Genomic DNA, 18,145 nt, shown 5'->3' on the forward strand with positions numbered 1-18,145 from the left:
AGTAACTATATGTATGGTTAAATCCTTCGAACAATCGTTAGAAGACGAGGGATTCCCATGAAGTTCCTGCTGAGCATTGCGGCCGCCGCTGTCGCACTGGCCGGATGTGCGAGCCAGCCGATGACGCCGACCGAACCCGGAACGGGGACCGGCCTCTCCTATGTGCCGAATGTCGCCATGGAAGGCGTGGACAGGGCGCGCTACGCCAGCGACGTCAGCGCCTGCCGCGAGGCAGCCACGCGCATCGTCGCGCGCAGCGAGGCCAACACCGATTTGATGTGGGCCGCGATCGGGGTGGGGCTCGTCACTTGGTACAGCCAAGGCATGGGCACCGGCTTTGCAGTGGCCGGCATCGGAACTTCGGCCGTCGATTTCGCGGGTCAGCCTTCCGCCGCATTGGTGGCCGAGCATCAGCAGATCGCCATCGTCCACTGCATGGCCAAGCGCGGCTATCGCAATCTCGATCCCAACGTGCGCGACTCGTTCTACGGCAACACCTTCGACCCGGGCGTCGTGTACAAGCCGCGCCGCACCGGTGTCGACACCTACAACGTCGAGATGCTGGCCAAGGCCGGCCGCTGCAAGCTGCAGCCGCGCGCCGAACTCACGGCCAAGGGCCCAGGCTACGAAACCTATAACGTGCCTTGCGACAACGGTTCCACCTGGGCGGTGCGCTGCGAGTTCGGCAAGTGCCGCGTGCTGGCTCAGGCGCTGATCCGCCGCTCCTGAGCCCTTCTACTTCTAGCGTCTGCGCTCAACGCCAGACGTAGTGGCCCGGCACGAAGTGGCCGCGCTCGCGATGCGCCGGCACCCACACCTTGTGCGGGCGATGGTGCGGCCGGTCGTAGCCTGGGCCGTGGCGCGGCGGCATGGGCTGGGCCATGGCCGCAGTGGACGCGAGCATGCAGGCTGCAAGTGCGAAGAGTATTTTTTTCATGTTGGAGTCCTTCTTTGGGTTGCACCTGGATCGGTACGAAGCCCAGCTTAGTGGGCTGCCCGGGGCGGCTCCGTAGGCGAAGTCGCACTTTACAAAGGGGACACCAAAGAAGTCCCGCAGGCATTACTTGATGATCATCCCCTTGAGCGCCGGGTCCGGCGGCGGGGGCTTGAGCTTCATCTGCCGCATCGTCTTGACCAGCAGTTGCGCGACCATCACGTTGCGGTGCCGCTTGCTGTTGGCAGGTATCACGTGCCAGGGCGCGTGCTCGGTCGAGGTGGCGGCCAGCGCGCTCTGGTAGGCCTGCTGGTAGGCGTTCCACTTGGTGCGCACCCGCAGGTCGTCCATGCTGAACTTCCATTGCTTGCCCGGCGTGTCGATGCGCGCCTGCAGGCGCTCGCGCTGCTCGTCCTTGTCGATGTGCAGCATGCACTTGATGACGACCGTGCCTGTTTCGGTCAGCAGCCGTTCGAAGTCGTTGATCTGCGCGTAGCGGCGCTTGGCTTCGGCCTTGTCGATCCAGCCTTCGACCACCGGTACCAGCACGTCTTCGTAGTGGCTGCGGTTCCACACCATGATCTCGCCAGTGCGCGGCACCGCGGCGTGGCAGCGCCAGAGGTAGTCGTGCGCGCGCTCTTCGTCGTTGGGCGCCTTGAAGGCCGTCACGCGCACGCCCAGCGGCGAGGTCCGCGAGAACACCCAGCGCACGGTGCCGTCCTTGCCGCTGGTGTCCATGCCCTGCAGCACCAGCAGCAGCTTGCGGCGGCCCTCGGCGTGCAGCAGGTCCTGCAGCTCGTCGAGCTCGACGGCGAGCGCGTCGACTTCGGCGCGCTGCGAGGCTTCGTCACCTTCGCAGAAGGGCGTGTCGTCGGGGTCGATGTGCGAGAGCTTGAACTTGTCGCCTACGCGGTATTTCTTGAAGCTGGCCATGCAACGGGTTCCTCGAAGAAAGAAAGCCCACAGCGTAAGCGATCAGCGTTCGGTGTCGTCCGCGTCGAGCGACGCGCTCCAGCGGCTGTCCCATTCGGCGTGCCGCGCCGCGCCGTCGAGCTCGCGCCGGTCGCGCTTGGTGGGGCGGCCCTGTTCGATGGCCAGGGCCGGCTCGCTGCCCATGCGGCGCAGTTCGCGGAAGGCGGCCTGGGCGGCAATGCTCTCGGGCGTTTCTTCATAGAGCTGCTGCGCCACCGGCGCCGGTCCGCGCTGGCCGCTGAGGCCGCGCACCGTCACCGTTCGGGTCAGCGCGCCCAGCCGCATGGCGACGGTGTCGCCGGCCTTGATTTCGCGCGAGGCCTTGGCGACGTCGCCGTTCACCTGCACGCGGTTCTTGCCGATTTCCTCCGCGGCCAGCGAGCGCGTCTTGAAGAAGCGGGCGGCCCAGAGCCATTTGTCGATGCGCAGACGTTCCATGGATTTCAGGAGTGAATATCAGGAATTGTGCCGCCACAGCGGCAGATGCACGACCGCGTCGAGCCCGACCACGCGTGCGGCGCTGTCCGACGTGGCGGGCGCGACACGGTTGTCCAGCGCGATGCGCCCGTCCAGCGCCAGCACGATCTCGCGGCAGATCGCCAGCCCCAGCCCCGAGCCGCTCGAAGCGCTGCCCGCCGAGAACGGCGCGAACAGCCGCTGGCGCAGCTCCGGCGCGATGCCCGGGCCGTCGTCGCGCACCATGAGCACAGCCTCGTCGCCCTCGCCGCGCACCGACACCGACAGCGCCGCGCCCGTCGGGCTCAGCTTGATCGCGTTGTGCAGCAGGTTGCGCGTGAGCTCCTGCAGCATCCACTGGTGGGCCCGCACAACCACCGGCGCGTCGATGGCCAGCTCGAAGTCCAGCGCCTTGTCGGCCACCAGCGGCGACAGGTCGAGCGCGATCTGTCGCACGATGGCGCCCAGGTCGAGCGCCACCGATTCCGGCTGCTGGCGCAACTGCTCGACCTTGGCGAGCGACAGCATCTGGTTGGCCAGCGTGGTCGCGCGCTCCACCGTCTGGCTGATTTCGCCGAGGGCCTGCTCCGGCGCCACGTCGCCGCGCCGCGCCGACTGCACCTGCGCCTTGAGCACCGCGAGCGGCGTGCGCAGCTGGTGCGCGCTATCGCGCACGAAGCGCTTCTGGTGGTCCAGCAGCCGCTGCAGCCGACCCATGACCTCGGTGGTGGCGTCGATCAGCGGGCGCAGCTCGCGCGGTGCGTCGGGCGCGTCGATGGGCGAGAGGTCGTCGGCCGCGCGTTTCTCGATGGCTTCGCCCAGCTCGCGCACCGGCCGCGTGGCGCGCTGCACCACGAACAGCGTGGCGAGCGCGATCACGCCCATCAAGAGGAACTGCCGCCACAGCGTGTCGACCAGCAGCTTGCGCGCCAGCGTCTCGCGGATCTCGAGCGTCTCGGCCACCTGCACCACCGCCATGCCGCGGCCGCGCGCACTGGCCACCGGCTGCAGCAGCACCGCCACGCGCACCGGCTGGTTGCGGAACTGGGCGTCGTAGAAATCGACCAGCGCCGCGTACGCGCTGCGGTCGGGGATGCGCCCGCGCCAGAACGGCAGTTCTGCAAAGCCCGAGATCATTTCGCCGTCGAGCGCCGACACCCGGTAGAAGAGCCGGCTGCGGTTGTCGGCCTCGAAGGCCTCGAGCGCGGAGTAGGGCACGATCGCGCGCAGTTGCGCCATCTCGTCGTAGCCCTCCACGTCGAGCTGCTCACCGATGGTCTTGGCGGAGGCCAGCAGCGTGCGGTCGTAGGCGGTGGTGGCGGCGGCCAGGCTCTGGCGGTACAGGCTCACGCTGTTGATCACGATGAAAACGGCAATCGGCGCGAGGATGCCGAGCAGCAGCCGCGCGCGAAGCGAGGAGATATGCCTCATGCTTCCGGTCGCAAGAGATAGCCCAGCCCGCGCATCGTCATGAGCACGGCGCCGGTGCCCACCAGCTTCTTGCGCAGCCGGTAGACCACCACCTCGATGGCTTCGTACTGCACCTCGGTCTCGCCCGGGAACACCAGCTCGAACAGTCGCTCCTTGGTCACCGCGTGGCCCGGCTTCATCATCAGCGCCTTCAGGAGCGCCAGTTCGCGCGGCGTGAGCTCGAGCAGCTCGGCCCGGTTGTAGATGGCGCCGTTGGCGGGCTCGAAGCGCAGCCCGCCGATCTGCTGCGGGTTCAGCCCCATGTCGGTCATCACGCCGTGGCTGCGGCGGCGCAGCGCACGGATGCGCGCTTCCAGTTCGTCGAGGTCGAAGGGCTTGGGCAGGTAGTCGTCCGCGCCGGCGTTCAGGCCCATGATGCGGTCGCCGACGGTGCCGCGCGCCGTCAGCAGCAGCACCGGCGTGCGCAGCCCTTCGGCCCGGGCCTGGGCCAGCACCTGCAGGCCGTCGAGGTTGGGCAGGCTCAGGTCGAGCGCCACCACGTCGGGCTCCAGCGCACGCCACATGGTGACGGCTTCGGCGCCGTCGCCGCACACGCGCACGTCGATCCGCTGGCGGCCAAGGGTGCGCTGCAGGGTGATTTGCATCGAGGGGTCGTCTTCGACCAGCAGCAGCTTCATACGGTCACGGGTGGGGGAGGCTTCGGTGTTTTCCCCAGTTTGTCGGACAGCCAACTGACAGCGGGGCGGCGCATGATACTCAGCTTCAAGTCAGGTTCCTTTCAAGTTACTTTCAGCATCAGGAGACAACAATGCGTCGCGACACCTTTCTGAAGTCATTGGCCGCGCTGGCCGCCGCCGGGGCCCTGCCACTGTCCGCCCGGGCCGCCGCCAACGTCAAGATGATGATCCCGGCCAACCCCGGCGGCGGCTGGGACACCACCGGCCGCGCCCTGGGCAAGGCTCTGACCGACGCCAAGGTGGCCGACACGGTCACCTACGACAACAAGGGCGGCGCCGCCGGCGCGCTGGGCCTGGCCCAGTTCGTGAACGGCTCCAAGGGCGATGCCAACGCGCTGATGGTCATGGGCTCGGTCATGCTGGGCGGCATCATCACCGGCAAGCCGCCGGTCAACCTGTCGCAGGCCACGCCCATCGCGCGCCTGACCACCGAATACAACGTGTTCGTGCTGCCGTCGAACTCGCCGTTCAAGACCATGAAGGACGTGATCGAGCAGCTCAAGAAAGACCCGGGCAGCGTCAAGTGGGGCGGCGGTTCGCGCGGCTCCACCGAGCACATCGCAGCGGCCATGATCGCGCAGAAGGTTGGCGCCGATCCCTCGAAGATCAACTACGTGGCCTTCCGCGGAGGCGGCGAGGCCACCGCCGCGGTGCTGGGCGGCAACGTCACCATCGGCGGCAGCGGCTACAGCGAGTTCGCCGAATACATCGCCGCCGGCAAGATGAAGGCCATTGCCGTCACCTCGGGCCAGCGCCTGCCGGGCATCGACGTGCCCACGCTGAAGGAACAAGGCATCGACGTGGAAATCGGCAACTGGCGCGGCGTGTACGGCGCGCCCGGCATCTCCGCCGAGCAGCGCAAGGCGCTGACCGACATGGTGCTGGCCGCCATGAAGAGCGCGTCGTGGGCCGAGTCGCTCAAGAAGAACGACTGGACGCCCGCCGTGCTGTCTGGCGAGCCTTTCACCAAGTTCGTCGACGACGACTTCGCCAGCCTGCGCGCCATCATGACCAAGTCCGGCATGGTCTGACCCCGGCGCGCACCTCTGGCCCGCCCCACGGCGCGCTGTCCTCGAAAGAGTCGACAGCGTGCCGTTTTCAAATCCAGCTCCACATCCCGGGAGAAAAAATGACAACTCCAGACTCCTCGGCCCCGCCGCAGCCCGCGGCCACGTGGCCGCAAACCCTGGTCGGCGCCGGCGTGCTGCTGACCGGCCTTGCGCTGGCGTTCGGCGCCATCGGCATTTCTTCCGAAGCCGGCTACGGCGGCGTCGGCCCCAACTTCCTGCCCTGGCTGGTGTCGGTGGTGCTGGTGCTGTGCGGCGGCTGGATCGTGTGGGAGGCGCGCACCGGCGGCTTCCGCGAACTCGACGCGCCCTCGGGCGCCGACCATGCCTACTGGCCCGGCTTCGTCTGGGTGTCGGCGGGGCTGCTGCTCAACGCCGCGCTCATCACCACGCTGGGCTTCATCCTGAGCTGCACGCTGTGCTACGTGCTGGCCGTGCAGGGCCTGCGCCGCGCGAGCGGGCAGGGCGGCGTGAATTCGCCGCGCACCTGGCTGACCGACTTCATCGCGGGGCTGTGCATCTCGGCGCCGGTGTTCTGGACCTTCACTCAATTCCTGGCCATCAACCTGCCCGGCCTCACTTCGACTGGCTGGCTCTGACATGGACATCTTCAACGCACTCATGGCGGGCTTCGCCGCGGCGATCACCCCCGTCAATCTGCTCTGGTGCCTGGTCGGCTGCGCCCTGGGCACGGCCGTGGGCGTGCTGCCCGGCATCGGCCCGGCGGTGGCTGTGGCCATGCTGCTGCCCATCACCGGCAAGGTCGACGTCACGGCCTCGATGATCTTCTTCTCGGGCATCTACTACGGCGCCATGTACGGCGGCTCGACCACTTCCATCCTGCTCAACACCCCCGGCGAAACCGCCAGCATGGTGACCGCGATGGAGGGCAACAAGATGGCCAAGAGCGGCAGGGCGGGCGCCGCGCTCGCCACCGCCGCCATCGGCTCCTTCGTGGCCGGCACCATCGCCACGGTGATCGTCACGCTGTTCGCGCCCTTCGTGGCCGAATTCGCGGTCAAGCTCGGCCCGCCCGAATACTTCATGCTGATGCTGCTGGCCTTCACCACGGTGAGCGCGGTGCTCGGCAAGAGCACGCTGCGCGGCATGACGGCGCTGTTCGTCGGCCTGGCCGCGGGCTGTATCGGCCTCGACCAGATCTCCGGCCAGGGCCGCTACACCGGCGGCGTGCCGGAGTTGCTCGACGGCATCGAGATCGTGCTGGTGGCCGTGGGCCTGTTCGCGGTGGCCGAGGTGCTCTACGCCGTGCTGTACGAAGGCAAGGTGGTCGAAGGCCAGAACAAGCTGAGCCGCGTACACATGAGCAAGCGCGACTGGAAGCGCTCGATTCCCGCGTGGCTGCGCGGCACCGCCATCGGCACGCCTTTCGGCTGCATTCCCGCCGGCGGCACCGAGATCCCGACCTTCCTGAGCTACGCGGCCGAAAAGAAGCTGGCCAAGGACGCCGACGCCCGGGCCGAGTTCGGCACCAAGGGCGCCATCGAAGGCGTGGCCGGCCCCGAAGCCGCCAACAACGCCACGGTGACTGCCGCGCTGATCCCGCTGCTCACGCTGGGCATTCCCACGTCGAACACCACTGCCATCCTGCTGGGCGCGTTCCAGAACTACGGCATCCAGCCGGGCCCGCAGCTGTTCACCACCTCGGCCGCGCTGGTGTGGGCGCTGATCGCCTCGCTCTACATCGGCAACGTGATGCTGCTGGTGCTGAACCTGCCGATGGTCGGCCTGTGGGTCAAGCTGCTGAAGATTCCGAAGCCCCAGCTCTACGCCGGCATCCTGATCTTCGCGACGGTGGGTGCCTACGGCATGCGCCAGAGCGCGTTCGACCTGTTCCTGCTCTTTGGCATCGGCCTGCTGGGCGTGGTGATGCGGCGCTTCGACTTCCCGACCGCGCCGGTGGTGGTCGGCATGATCCTGGGCCCGCTCGCGGAAGCGCAGCTGCGCAACGCGATGTCGATGGGCGAGGGCAGCGCCATCGTGTTCCTGCAGCGCCCGATGTCGCTCACGCTGATCGTGATCGTGGTGGCCGTGCTGGTGCTGCCGCGTCTTGCCAAGCGCATGAGCGAACGCAAGCTGGCGCGGTTGGCCCAGATGGACGCGTAAGGATCTTTGAAGCCTGCTTCGAGACGGGCCGCACAAATAAAGAAGCCGCGGCATTTGCCGCGGCTTCTTTCATTTCCGCCAGGGTGTTTTACCGTCCTGCCGCGGGCGTCTCGACCAGGTCGTCGTCGATATGCGGGTCCGCCGGCTGTCCGCGCAGCTTGCGCACCGTGCGCCGGATCCAGTGCTCGATGTCGTCCACGTAGGTGAACACCGCCGGCACAACCAGCAGGCTCAGCACGGTCGAGGTGATCAGCCCGCCGATCACCGCCATCGCCATCGGCGAGCGGAAGCTCGAATCCGCCGAGCCGAAGCCGACCGCGATCGGCAGCATGCCGGCACCCATGGCGAGCGTGGTCATGATGATGGGCCGCGCGCGCTTGTGGCAGGCGTCGCGCAGCGCGTCCCAGCGGCTCATGCCGTGGTCGCGGCGCGCCACGATGGCGTATTCGACCAGCAGGATCGAGTTCTTGGTCGCGATGCCCATCAGCATGATCAGGCCGATCAGCGAAGGCATCGACAGCGCCTTCTGCCCGATCAGCAGCCCCACGAAGGCCCCGCCCAGCGCCAGCGGCAGCGCGCACAGAATGGTCACCGGGTGCAGGAAGTCCTTGAACAGCAGCACCAGCACGATGTAGATGCACAGCACGCCCGTCAGCATCGCCAGGCCGAAGCTCGCGAACAGCTCCGTCATCACCTCGGCGTCGCCCACCTCGGCAATGCGCACGCCGGGCGGCAGCTTCTGGATCGACGGCAGCTTCTGCACCGCGGCTTTCGCGTCGCCCAGGCCCACGCCCGACAGCTCGATCTCGAAGTTCACGTTGCGCGAGCGGTCGTAGCGGTCGATCACGGCCGGGCCGCCTTCCATGCTGAGCGAGGCCACCTGGTTCAGCATGACCGGGCCGCGCGTGCCGGGCACCGAGAGGCGGCCGAGCAGGTCGATGTCTTGTCGCGCGGAGTCTTCCAGCTTCACCACGATCGGCACCTGGCGCTGCGCGAGGTTGAGCTTGGCGAGCGACTGGTCGTAATCGCCCAGCGTGGCCACGCGCAGGGTCTCGGCAATGGCGGAGCTGGTCACGCCCAGGTCGGCGGCGCGGGCGAAGTCGGGGCGCACCGCGATCTCGGGGCGCACCAGGCTCGCGGTGGAGGTGATGTTGCCCAGGCCGGGAATGGTGCGCAGGTCTTTCTCGACCGCGCTCGCGGCACTGGCCAGCGCCACCGGGTCTTCGCCGGTCAGCGCCAGGATGTATTTCTCGCCCGAGCCGCCCAGGCCCACCGTGCTGCGCACGCCGGGCAGCGTTTCGAGCGCGCTGCGGATCTGGTTCTCGATGACTTGCTTGCGCGGCCGGTCGCCGCGCGGATCGAGCTTGATGGTGAGCGTGGCCTTGCGCGTCTCGGGCGTGCCGAAGCTGGCGAACGGGTCGCCGCCCGCGCTGCCGCCGGCCACCGTGGTGTAGACGCTCTTGACGTGCGGTATCTGCATCACGCGGCGGCGGGTTTCTTCCGCAGCCGCCGTGGTCTGCGCGAGCGTGGAGCCCGGCGCGAGCGACAGGTACACCTGCGTCTGCGAGTTGTCGTCCGGCGGAATGAAGCCGGTCTTGAGCAGCGGGATCATCGCCAGCGAGCCGAAGAAGAAGAGGGTGGCCAGCACCATCGTCTTGAAGCGGTTGTGCGTGCTCCACTCCACCGCGCGCATGTACCAGCGCAGCCAGCCCGGCTCCGTTTCGGCCGTGACCACGGGCTTGAGCATGTAGGCCGCCATCATCGGCGTGAGCACGCGCGCCACCACCAGCGACGCGAACACCGCGAGCGCGGCGGTCCAGCCGAACTGCTTGAAGAACTTGCCGGCAATGCCGCTCATGAAAGCCGTGGGCAGGAACACCGCGATCAGCGTGAAGGTGGTGGCGATCACCGCCAGGCCGATTTCGTCGGCCGCCTCCATGGCCGCCTGGTAGGGCGTCTTGCCCATGCGCAGGTGGCGCACGATGTTCTCGACCTCCACGATGGCGTCGTCCACCAATATGCCCACCACCAGCGACAGCGCCAGCAGCGAGATCACGTTGACCGAGAAGCCCAGCAGGTGCATGCCGATGAATGCCGGGATCACCGACATCGGCAGCGCCACGGCCGACACGAAGGTGGCGCGCCAGTCGCGCAGGAAGAGCCACACCACCACCACCGCCAGGATGGCGCCCTCGTACAGCAGGTGCAGCGAGCCGTTGTATTCCTCTTCCACCGGGTCGACGAAGTTGAAGGCCTCGGTCAGTTCGATGTCGGGGCGCTGCGCGCGCATGTCGGCCAGCGCCTTCTGCACCGCGTGGCCCACTTCCACTTCGCTGGCGCCGCGGCTGCGAGCCACTTCGAAGCCCACCACCGGCTTGCCGTTGAGCAGCGCGGCCGCGCGCGGCTCGGCGATGGTGTCGCTTATGCGCGCCACCTGGTCGAGGCGGATGCGGCGGCCGTCGGTCAGCACGATCTGCATGTCGGCGAGCTGGTCGGCCGACTTCACGGTGGCCATGGTGCGCACCGGCTGCTCGCTGCCGCCGAGGTCGAAGCGGCCGCCCGCGCTCTCGGTCTGCACCTGGCGCAGCTGGCGTGAGATGTCGCCGGCCGAGGCGCCCAGCGCCTGCAGCTTGACCGGGTCGAGGTCCACGTGCACCTGGCGCGTGGCGCCGCCCACGCGGTTGACCGCGCCCACGCCGGGCAGCGCCAGCAGCCGCTTGGTGACGTCGTTGTCCACGTACCAGCTCAGGGCCTCGTTGTCCATCTGCGACGACGCGATGGTGAAAGCCAGCACCGGCTGGCCCGCCAGGTCGAGCTTGGTGACGACCGGGTCTCGCACGTCGGCTGGCAGGTCGGCGCGTACGCGCTGCACGGCGGAGCGCACGTCGTCCACGGCTTCCTGCACCGGCTTTTCGAGGCGGAACTCGACGATCAGCGTGGCGGCGCCGTCCTGCACCTTGGTGGTGATGTGCTTGAGACCTTGCACCGTGGCGATGGAGTTCTCGAGCTTGCGCGCGACGTCGGTTTCCAGCTGCGAAGGCGCGGCGCCGGGCAGCGAGGCCGAGACCGTCACGGTCGGCAGGTCGATGTCCGGAAAGTTCTGCACCTTCATCGCGTTGAACGACAGCAACCCACCGAAGGTGAGCAGCACGAACAGCATCACCGCCGGAATCGGGTTGCGTATGGACCAGGCGGAAACGTTCATGGCGAGTCCTTTGTTTTTGCTTACTTGGCGGCCGCCGCGGTGGGTGGCGTGTCGACCACGCGCACCAGGTCGCCGTCGTTGAGGAAGCCGGCGCCTTGCACCACCACCTTCGCGCCCTGGGGCAATGCGCTGGTGATCTCGATGCGGTCGTTCAGGCGGCGGCCGACCTGCACCTTCAACTGCGCCACGTGGTTGTCGGGCTTGAGCAGGAAGACGTTGTTGAAGCCGTCGCGCGGCACGATGGCGCTCTGCGGCACCGTGGGCGCCGTGCTGCGGCCCAGCTCGAAGTCGCCGCGCGCGAACATGCCGGCCTTGATGCCGGTGTTCTGCTGCACGTTGGGCAGGTCGACGTACACCAGCGCCGCGCGCGTCTGCGGATCGACCGTGGGCGCGATGCTGCGCACCTTGCCGCGCACCTGCGCGCCGCTGGCGCTGACCACGAAGGCATTGGTGCCCACCGCGATGCGGCTCAACTCGGCCGAGGTGACTTCGGCGCGCCACTCGAGCCGGCCCTGGCGGATCAGCTTGAACAGCTCGGTGCCGGCCGCCACCACGCTGCCGACCGTGGCGGTGCGCGAAGAGATCACGCCGTCGTCGGGCGCCAGCACCTGCGTGTTTCGCCCGCGCACTTCCTGCGCGGCCAGCACGGCCTCGGCCGCCTCCACTCGTGCCTTGGCGGTCTGCTCGGTGGTCTGGTACTGGTTGATCTGCTGCTGGCTCAGCGCGCCGGTGGCCTGCAGCGTGCGGGCGCGCGCGGCGTTGCCGGCGGCGTCGGCCGCGGTGGCGCGGGCTTCGGCCAGCGAGGCGCGCGACTGCGCGATGTCGGCGCGCACCGTCTCGGGCGAGAACACGGCCAGTACCTGGCCCTTCTTGACCGTGTCGCCCACGTTCACCCGCACTTCGGCGAGCTTGAGCCCGTTCGACTCGGAACCGACCACGGCCTCCTGCCAGGCCGCCACGTTGCCGTTGGCTGCGAGCGTGAGCGTGAGTTCGGTGGCTTCGGGAGCGGCGACGGTGACGGTCAGCGCCGGCTTGGGTGCCGGCCCGGCGGCAGCGGCCTTGTCGGCCGGCTTGCGCGTCATGAACACGACCGCCGCGATGACGACGGCCAGCACGATCAGCAGGGTGACGAGGGTGGAACGCTTCATTGTTTTCATGGCGACGTCGCGACCTTGGCGGCCGGGGTGGTGTTCATCGAGGACGATTCAGACGATTCGGACGGCTGCCCGGGGCGGCTCCAGCCACCGCCCATCGAGCGGTACAGCGCGACCCAGGCCTCGGTGCGCTCGCGCTGCAGCGACACGCGCGCGGTCTGCGCCGCGAACAGCGTGCGGCGCGAGTCTTCCAGCTCGAACAGGCTGGCCAGGCCGCTGCTGTAGCGCGCCTGGGTGGCGTCGAAGGAGGCCTGGTAGTTCTTCACCGCCGTGTCGGCGTCGTTCGCGCGGCCGTCGGTGGCGTCGAGGTTGACGAGCGCTTCTTCGACCTCGCGCACCGCCTGCCGCACGTTGGCGCGGTAGATCGACACCGCCTCGGCATAGCGCGCCTTGGCGGCGTCGGCATTGGCCTTGCGCGAGCCGCCGTCCAGCAGCGGCACGCTCAGCGACACCGGGCCGATGGTCCAGTTCTCGAGCGACTGCTGCAGGCCGCTCACGCGGTACTGCGTGCGGCCGATGGAGCCCGAGATGGTGAGCTTGGGGTAGCGCTCGGCCTCGGCGGAGCCGACGTCGGCGCTGGCCGACGCCACGCCGAGTTCGGCCGAGTACACGTCGGGCCGCTGCGAAATGGCTTCGGCAGGCACGCTGGCGATGCTGCCCACCGCGGGCAGCGCGCGCTGCGCGGGGGAGGCCGCGAGCTTTTGCTCGAGCGTGCTTTCGTCGATGCCGCTGAGCGCGACCAGCGCCTTGCGCTGCACCGCGCACTGGGCGCGCTGCTGGGTCAGCCGGCCGGAGGCGTCGGCCGCGCTGGCGCGGGCCAGCGCGGCGTCGGCGGGGGCGGTGAAGCCGGCGCGCATCGACAGGTCGTTCAGGCGAGAGGTCTCGGCGCGCGAGCGGGTGTCGGACTCGGCCACGCGCAGTTGCTGCTGGCAGGCGCGCTCGGCGAAGTAGGCGTTGGCGGTTTCGGCCGCCACCGATACCCGGGCGTCATGCCACTTGGCATCGGCGCTGCCCAGCTTGGCCTGGGCGGCGTCGCGGTCGGCGCGCAGGCGGCCGAACAGGTCGACCTCCCATTTCGATTGCAGGCCGACCTGCAGCGTGGTGATGGGCGTCGTGGCTCCGAGGCTGCTGCTACTGCTGCTCGAAGCCGACCCGCCCGAAGGCGCGCCGGACGCGATGCCCGCGGTGCCCCGGCTCGCCGATGCCGTGCCGTCCAGGCTCGGCAGCAGCGCCGCGCCGGTCTGCACGCGCGTGAAGCGCGCCTCCGCCACGCGCGCCGCGGCGCTCGCGACATTGGGGCTGGCGGCCTCGGCGGCGGCGATCAGCTCGACCAGCAAGGGGTCGTCGAGCTGGCGCCACCAGTCGGCCAGCGACGCGAGCGAGCCGCCGTGGGGCAGGGGAGCGTGCCACTGCGCGGGCGTGGGCGCCTCGACCTGCGCCGGCGGGCGGTTCAGCGCGCAGCCCGAGAGGCCGAGGCCGAAGCCCAGCGGCAGGCACAGGGCGGCAAACAGTCGGAGTCTTCTCATTTCATTGGCTTTCTCTCGTCGCGGCGGCGCGCCGCCTCGGCCGCAACCAGCGCCATCGCGTAGCCGGTCAGGCGGTCGGCCCAGGTGTCGATGCCGCGCGCCGTGCGCAGCAGCGAGGGGCGGATGGCCTCGATGAAGTCCTGACTCACGTAGAGCTGCATCGACAGCCCGGTGATCGCGAACGTGAGGCGGTGGATGTCGTCGTCGGCCCGCGCCACGCCCAGGTGGCGGCACAGCAGGTCGGCGATGGCGCGGTGCGGGCCCTTGATGTCGTGCTCGAGTTCCTTGGCCCAGCGGCTGGTGGGCTCGAGCATCTCGCGCATGTGCAGCTGAATGCACTGGCGCACGATCTCGCCCTGCTTGAGCGGGTCGATCATCGACACCATGCAGATACGCAGCGTTTCTTCCAGCGGCCGCCCCGGCACCTTGCAGGCGGCCACCAGGTCGCTGGAGTCGCCGCCCATCGGCTCGTTGAAGGTGGCCGCGTACAGGCCTTCCTTGTCGCCGAAGTAGTAGCTGATGGCCGAGATGTTGACGTCGGCCTCCTTGGCGATCTCCCGCGTGGAGGTCTTGGCGAAGCCCTTCTGCGCGAACAGCCGCAGCGCTGTGTGCAGCAGCCGGTGGCGTGCCTCTGCGCCGTCGGCGCGCGGTGCGCGGCGCGGGGCCTGGGTGGTGGTGGCTTTCGCGTTCATGCCTGGCATTAAACCACGCGAAAAATCAAACGATTGATTAACTTAAGGCTTCATGAAGGGCTTCGGTTACACGATGATTCCGGGCATTTCCTGAAGTGGGGCGCCCCTGCATTTGTTGCCGATTGATGCACGCTACGATGCCGCCATGCCAGTTTCTCCTTCTCTGCCGCCCGCCCTGCCGCTCGATGCGCAGGGAATCCTCGCGCTCGCCGCGCGCTCGATGTTTCATTTGTTTTCAAGCATCAGTCAGGGCATGTTCCTGGTCGACCGCGGCGGGCGCATCGTATGGGTGAACGAGGGCTACCGGCGCTTCCTGCCGGCGCTGGGCTTCTCGTCCATCGACCAGTTCATGGGCCACATGGTGGAAGACGTGATCCCCAACACGCAGATGCGCCGCGTGCTCGAGACCGGCGAGCCGATATTGATCGACCTGCTGACCAACAAGGCCGGCACCTTCGTGGTGAGCCGCATCCCGCTGCGCGAGGAGCGCGAAGGCGCGGATGGCGGCATGGGCGAGGTGATCGGCGCCATCGGCATCGTGCTGTTCGACCAGCCCGAGACCACGCTGCAGCCGCTCATCAGCAAGTTCGCATTGCTGCAGCGCGACCTGGACGACGCCCGGCGCGAACTCGCGAGCCAGCGCAACAACCCGCTCTACCAGCACGCGGCCGACGGCCAGCGGCGCTCCAAGTACACCTTTGCGAGCTTCATCGGCAGCAGCCCGGCGGCGGTGGAGGTCAAGCGCCACGCGCGGCGTGCCGCGCAGTCGACCAGCCCGGTGCTGCTGCTGGGCGAGACCGGCACCGGCAAGGAACTGCTGGCGCATGCCATCCATGCGTCGTCCGCGCGCGCCAAGGGGCAGTTCGTCAGCGTCAACATCGCGGCCGTGCCCGACACGCTGCTCGAAGCCGAGTTCTTCGGCTTCGCGCCGGGAGCCTTCACCGGCGCCGACCGCAAGGGCCGCGAGGGCAAGTTCAAGCTGGCCGATGGCGGCAGCCTGTTCCTCGATGAAATCGGCGACATGCCGCTGGGCCTGCAGGCCAAGCTGCTGCGGGCGCTGCAGGAAGGCGAGATCGAGCCGCTGGGCTCCAACAAGCTGGTGCCTTTCGACGCCCGCGTGATCGCCGCCACCTCGCGCGACCTGCCGGAACTGGTGCGGCGCGGCCAGTTCCGCGAAGACCTGTATTACCGCCTCAATGTGCTGCCGCTGCGCGTGCCGCCGCTGCGCGAGCGGCGCGCCGACATTCCCGCGCTGGTCGAGGCGCTGGGCGAAGACATGGCGCTGCGCAGCGGAGAGGCGCCCCCCGAACTCACCCCCGACGCGCTCGCGCTGCTGGCCGGCCAGCACTGGCGAGGAAACATCCGCGAACTGCGCAACGTGCTGGAGCAGGTGACCATGCGCAGCGATTCGCAACGCATCGACTCGGCGCAGCTCGAACGCATCCTGCGCGAGGCCGGGCTGGAGCAGATCGAGCTGCCTGCCACCTTGCAAAGCGCGCACGACACCGACGAAGAGGCGGCGCTGCTGCGCCCGCTCGCGCAGCAGGTGGCCGAGCTGGAGCGCAAGGCGATCGCGGCGGCGTTGGCGTCCACCGGTGGCAACAAGCTGGCGACGGCGCGGCTGCTGGGGATTTCGCGTGCGACCTTGTATGAGCGCATGACGAGCCAGGAGCATTGAGCGCAGGTGCCGAGGCGATACTTCCGGCTTTCAATGCAACCCGAATTCAACGAACCATGAAGGCTCTCGTCCGCGCCGCCGCCTGTCTTGTTCTTTCCGCCGCCGCCGGCCTCGCCAGCGCCGCGCCCGCACCCCAGTGCGCCAGCGAAGCCGTCTCCCGCGCCAAGAAGCTGCTGACCTTCCACTTCGGCGAGGACGACCGCATCCAGATCGACCCCGACGTCAAGGAAATGGCGCCGATCCGCAACCCCGCCAACAAGAACCAGCAGTTCAAGGTGCTGGAGGTGTGGGGCTCTATCTACAAGGGCAACTACCGCATGCGGCTCATCTATTACGTGTCGGGCAAGGACTGCACGTTGATGGGCCAGGAGATCCTGGAGTTCGCAAGCCTGTGAGCGTCCAGGCCCTGCGCGCCACCTTCGGGCCCAACTGCCACTGGTGCGGCCTCCCGATGGACTTCAGCGAGCCGGCCGGCCGCCCGGAGTCGGCCACCATCGAGCACCTCGTCGATTCCACCTTCGGCGGCGTGCGCTCGCCGAAGCACCGGCGTCTGGCGCACGCTGCCTGCAACCATGCGCGCAACGAATTCCGCATGCAGGCCGAGCGCCAGTTCAGGCAATGGATCGCCGAGCGCCAGGCCTCCGCGAAAACCCTGAACGATAAATAGACAGTTGTCTGAAAAAAAGACAGCGACAGTGTTCTGAATTCAGCCGAACGGCGTTCTTCTCGAATGAAGAAACGTTTGTTATCAACGGCTTAGGAAATGGCACGAACTGTGCAATATTCAGTCACCATTTTCAGGAGACAAAGAATGAACCGTCGCCACCTCGTCGCCCTGGCCGCGCTCGCCACCTGCGCAGCCGCTGTTCCCGCCTGGGCCCAGTCCAACGAAATTCGCATAGCCCACATCTACAGCAAGACGGGCGCGCTGGAAGCCTACGGCAAGCAGACCCAGACCGGCCTGATGATGGGCCTGAACTACGCCACCGAAGGCACGATGATGGTCAACGGCAAGAAGATCGTGGTCATCGAGAAGGACGACCAGGGCAAGCCCGACCTCGGCAAGTCGCTGCTGGCGGCCGCCTACTCGGACGACAAGGCCGCGCTGGCCATCGGCCCAACCGCCTCGGGCGTGGCGCTGGCCATGCTGCCGGTGGCGGAGGAATACAAGAAGATTCTGCTGGTCGAGCCCGCGGTGGCCGACTCGATCACCGGCGACAAGTGGAACAAGTACATCTTCCGCACCGGCCGCAATTCGAGCCAGGACGCGATCTCCAACGCCGTGGCCGTCGACAAGCCCGGCGTGACGGTGGCCACGCTGGCGCAGGACAACGCCTTCGGCCGCGACGGCGTGAAGGCCTTCGGCTCGGCGCTCAAGAAGGCCAAGCTGGTCCATGAAGAGTACCTGCCGCCCGCCACCACCGACTTCACCGCCGGCGCGCAGCGCCTGATCGACAAGCTGAAGGACCAGCCGGGCCGCAAGATCATCTGGATCGTCTGGGCCGGCGCGGGCAACCCGTTCAAGATCGTCGACCTCGACCTCAAGCGCTACGGCATCGAGATCGCCACCGGCGGCAACATCCTGCCGGCCATGGCCGCCTACAAGGCGCTGCCGGGCATGGAAGGCGCGGCCTACTACTACTTCGGCATCCCGAAGAACCCGGTGAACGACGCGATGGTGTCGGCCCACTACAAGGAATTCAAGACGCCGCCGGACTTCTTCACGGCCGGCGGCTTCTCGGCCGCGATGGCGGTGGTGACGGCGCTCAAGAAGACGGGCGGCGACACCAACACCAACAAGCTCATCAGCACCATGGAAGGCATGAGCTTCGACACGCCCAAGGGCAAGATGACCTTCCGCAAGGAAGACCACCAGGCGATGCAGTCGATGTACCACTTCAAGATCAAGGTCGACCCGGCGTTCGCCTGGGGCGTGCCGGAGCTGGTGCACGAGATCAAGCCCGAAGAGATGGACATCCCGATCAAGAACAAGCGCTGATCACGGCGCCGATCGTCACCTGAACCCCGCGGCGCAAGAAAGGCGCCGCTCCCTTTTTCGCCCCGGATGGCCGCCGGGCGAAGCGCCAGCCTGCGCCCGTTTTCTCTCGATGGGGTAGGGCGGACCGGCGCGATCCACGGCCGATTCGTGAGCAAGCAAGCGTTCGACAA

General features: G+C 68.1%; 17 protein-coding genes. 8 read left to right on the forward strand and 9 right to left on the reverse strand.

Annotated elements, in window-relative coordinates:
• The first annotated feature begins 57 nt into the window (after positions 1 to 57).
• On the forward strand, positions 58 to 729 hold the full coding sequence (locus L3V85_RS16305; RefSeq protein WP_237680098.1) for a hypothetical protein: 672 nt from the start codon (positions 58 to 60) through the stop codon (positions 727 to 729).
• 25 nt (positions 730 to 754) lie between these two features.
• Here L3V85_RS16305 and L3V85_RS16310 read toward each other — a convergent pair whose 3' ends face one another.
• The 5 genes from L3V85_RS16310 to L3V85_RS16330 all read right to left on the reverse strand — a co-directional run bounded on the left by L3V85_RS16310 (position 755) and on the right by L3V85_RS16330 (position 4,470).
• A complete protein-coding gene (locus L3V85_RS16310; RefSeq protein WP_237680099.1) occupies positions 755 to 937 on the reverse strand; it encodes a hypothetical protein in 183 nt (60 codons plus the stop codon).
• 123 nt (positions 938 to 1,060) lie between these two features.
• On the reverse strand, positions 1,061 to 1,867 hold the full coding sequence (locus L3V85_RS16315) for a polyphosphate kinase 2 family protein (RefSeq protein WP_237680100.1): 807 nt from the start codon (positions 1,865 to 1,867) through the stop codon (positions 1,061 to 1,063).
• A gap of 42 nt (positions 1,868 to 1,909) precedes the next feature.
• Entirely contained in the window at positions 1,910 to 2,344 is a 435-nt protein-coding gene (locus L3V85_RS16320) for an RNA-binding S4 domain-containing protein (protein WP_237680101.1), read from the reverse strand.
• A gap of 18 nt (positions 2,345 to 2,362) precedes the next feature.
• Complete coding sequence (locus tag L3V85_RS16325) at positions 2,363 to 3,793, reverse strand: sensor histidine kinase (RefSeq protein WP_237680102.1); 1,431 nt, start codon at positions 3,791 to 3,793, stop codon at positions 2,363 to 2,365.
• Entirely contained in the window at positions 3,790 to 4,470 is a 681-nt protein-coding gene (locus L3V85_RS16330; protein WP_237680103.1) for a response regulator transcription factor, read from the reverse strand. The genes L3V85_RS16325 and L3V85_RS16330 overlap by 4 nt, the downstream gene beginning before the upstream one ends.
• Before the next feature lie 131 nt (positions 4,471 to 4,601).
• Here L3V85_RS16330 and L3V85_RS16335 point away from each other — a divergent pair, with 131 nt between their 5' ends.
• The 3 genes from L3V85_RS16335 to L3V85_RS16345 all read left to right on the forward strand — a co-directional run bounded on the left by L3V85_RS16335 (position 4,602) and on the right by L3V85_RS16345 (position 7,721).
• Positions 4,602 to 5,561, forward strand: coding sequence for a Bug family tripartite tricarboxylate transporter substrate binding protein (locus L3V85_RS16335; protein ID WP_237680104.1), 960 nt, complete (start codon positions 4,602 to 4,604; stop codon positions 5,559 to 5,561).
• Positions 5,562 to 5,659: 98 nt separating this feature from the next.
• On the forward strand, positions 5,660 to 6,196 hold the full coding sequence (locus L3V85_RS16340; RefSeq protein WP_237680105.1) for a tripartite tricarboxylate transporter TctB family protein: 537 nt from the start codon (positions 5,660 to 5,662) through the stop codon (positions 6,194 to 6,196).
• 1 nt (position 6,197) lies between these two features.
• On the forward strand, positions 6,198 to 7,721 hold the full coding sequence (locus L3V85_RS16345; RefSeq protein ID WP_237680106.1) for a tripartite tricarboxylate transporter permease: 1,524 nt from the start codon (positions 6,198 to 6,200) through the stop codon (positions 7,719 to 7,721).
• An 88-nt stretch (positions 7,722 to 7,809) separates the two neighbouring features.
• Here the strand turns inward: L3V85_RS16345 and L3V85_RS16350 are convergent, their stop codons facing one another.
• From L3V85_RS16350 to L3V85_RS16365, 4 genes are read right to left on the reverse strand one after another with little or no spacing between them, the layout of a single operon-like run.
• Positions 7,810 to 10,926: an efflux RND transporter permease subunit gene (locus tag L3V85_RS16350; RefSeq protein ID WP_237680107.1), complete on the reverse strand. Its 3,117-nt coding sequence runs from the start codon at positions 10,924 to 10,926 to the stop codon at positions 7,810 to 7,812.
• Between the two features lie 20 nt (positions 10,927 to 10,946).
• Positions 10,947 to 12,083 (reverse strand): efflux RND transporter periplasmic adaptor subunit, encoded by a 1,137-nt coding sequence (locus L3V85_RS16355; protein WP_237680108.1) that lies wholly within the window; start codon positions 12,081 to 12,083, stop codon positions 10,947 to 10,949.
• Positions 12,080 to 13,606, reverse strand: coding sequence for an efflux transporter outer membrane subunit (locus L3V85_RS16360; protein ID WP_237680109.1), 1,527 nt, complete (start codon positions 13,604 to 13,606; stop codon positions 12,080 to 12,082). Before L3V85_RS16360 ends, L3V85_RS16355 begins: the two co-directional genes overlap by 4 nt.
• On the reverse strand, positions 13,603 to 14,298 hold the full coding sequence (locus tag L3V85_RS16365) for a TetR/AcrR family transcriptional regulator (RefSeq protein WP_237680110.1): 696 nt from the start codon (positions 14,296 to 14,298) through the stop codon (positions 13,603 to 13,605). Before L3V85_RS16365 ends, L3V85_RS16360 begins: the two co-directional genes overlap by 4 nt.
• Before the next feature lie 145 nt (positions 14,299 to 14,443).
• On the opposite strand from L3V85_RS16365, the gene L3V85_RS16370 reads away from it, so the two are divergent.
• The 4 genes from L3V85_RS16370 (at position 14,444) to L3V85_RS16385 (ending at position 17,975) form a co-directional block, all read left to right on the forward strand.
• Positions 14,444 to 15,976 (forward strand): sigma-54 interaction domain-containing protein, encoded by a 1,533-nt coding sequence (locus L3V85_RS16370; RefSeq protein WP_237680111.1) that lies wholly within the window; start codon positions 14,444 to 14,446, stop codon positions 15,974 to 15,976.
• Between the two features lie 56 nt (positions 15,977 to 16,032).
• On the forward strand, positions 16,033 to 16,371 hold the full coding sequence (locus tag L3V85_RS16375) for a hypothetical protein (protein WP_237680112.1): 339 nt from the start codon (positions 16,033 to 16,035) through the stop codon (positions 16,369 to 16,371).
• Entirely contained in the window at positions 16,368 to 16,643 is a 276-nt protein-coding gene (locus tag L3V85_RS16380; RefSeq protein ID WP_237680113.1) for a hypothetical protein, read from the forward strand. Before L3V85_RS16375 ends, L3V85_RS16380 begins: the two co-directional genes overlap by 4 nt.
• Before the next feature lie 144 nt (positions 16,644 to 16,787).
• Entirely contained in the window at positions 16,788 to 17,975 is a 1,188-nt protein-coding gene (locus L3V85_RS16385) for a substrate-binding domain-containing protein (RefSeq protein WP_237680114.1), read from the forward strand.
• Positions 17,976 to 18,145: the final 170 nt, after the last annotated feature.

It is taken from the genome of Variovorax paradoxus (genome assembly GCF_022009635.1).
Lineage (GTDB): Bacteria > Pseudomonadota > Gammaproteobacteria > Burkholderiales > Burkholderiaceae_C > Variovorax.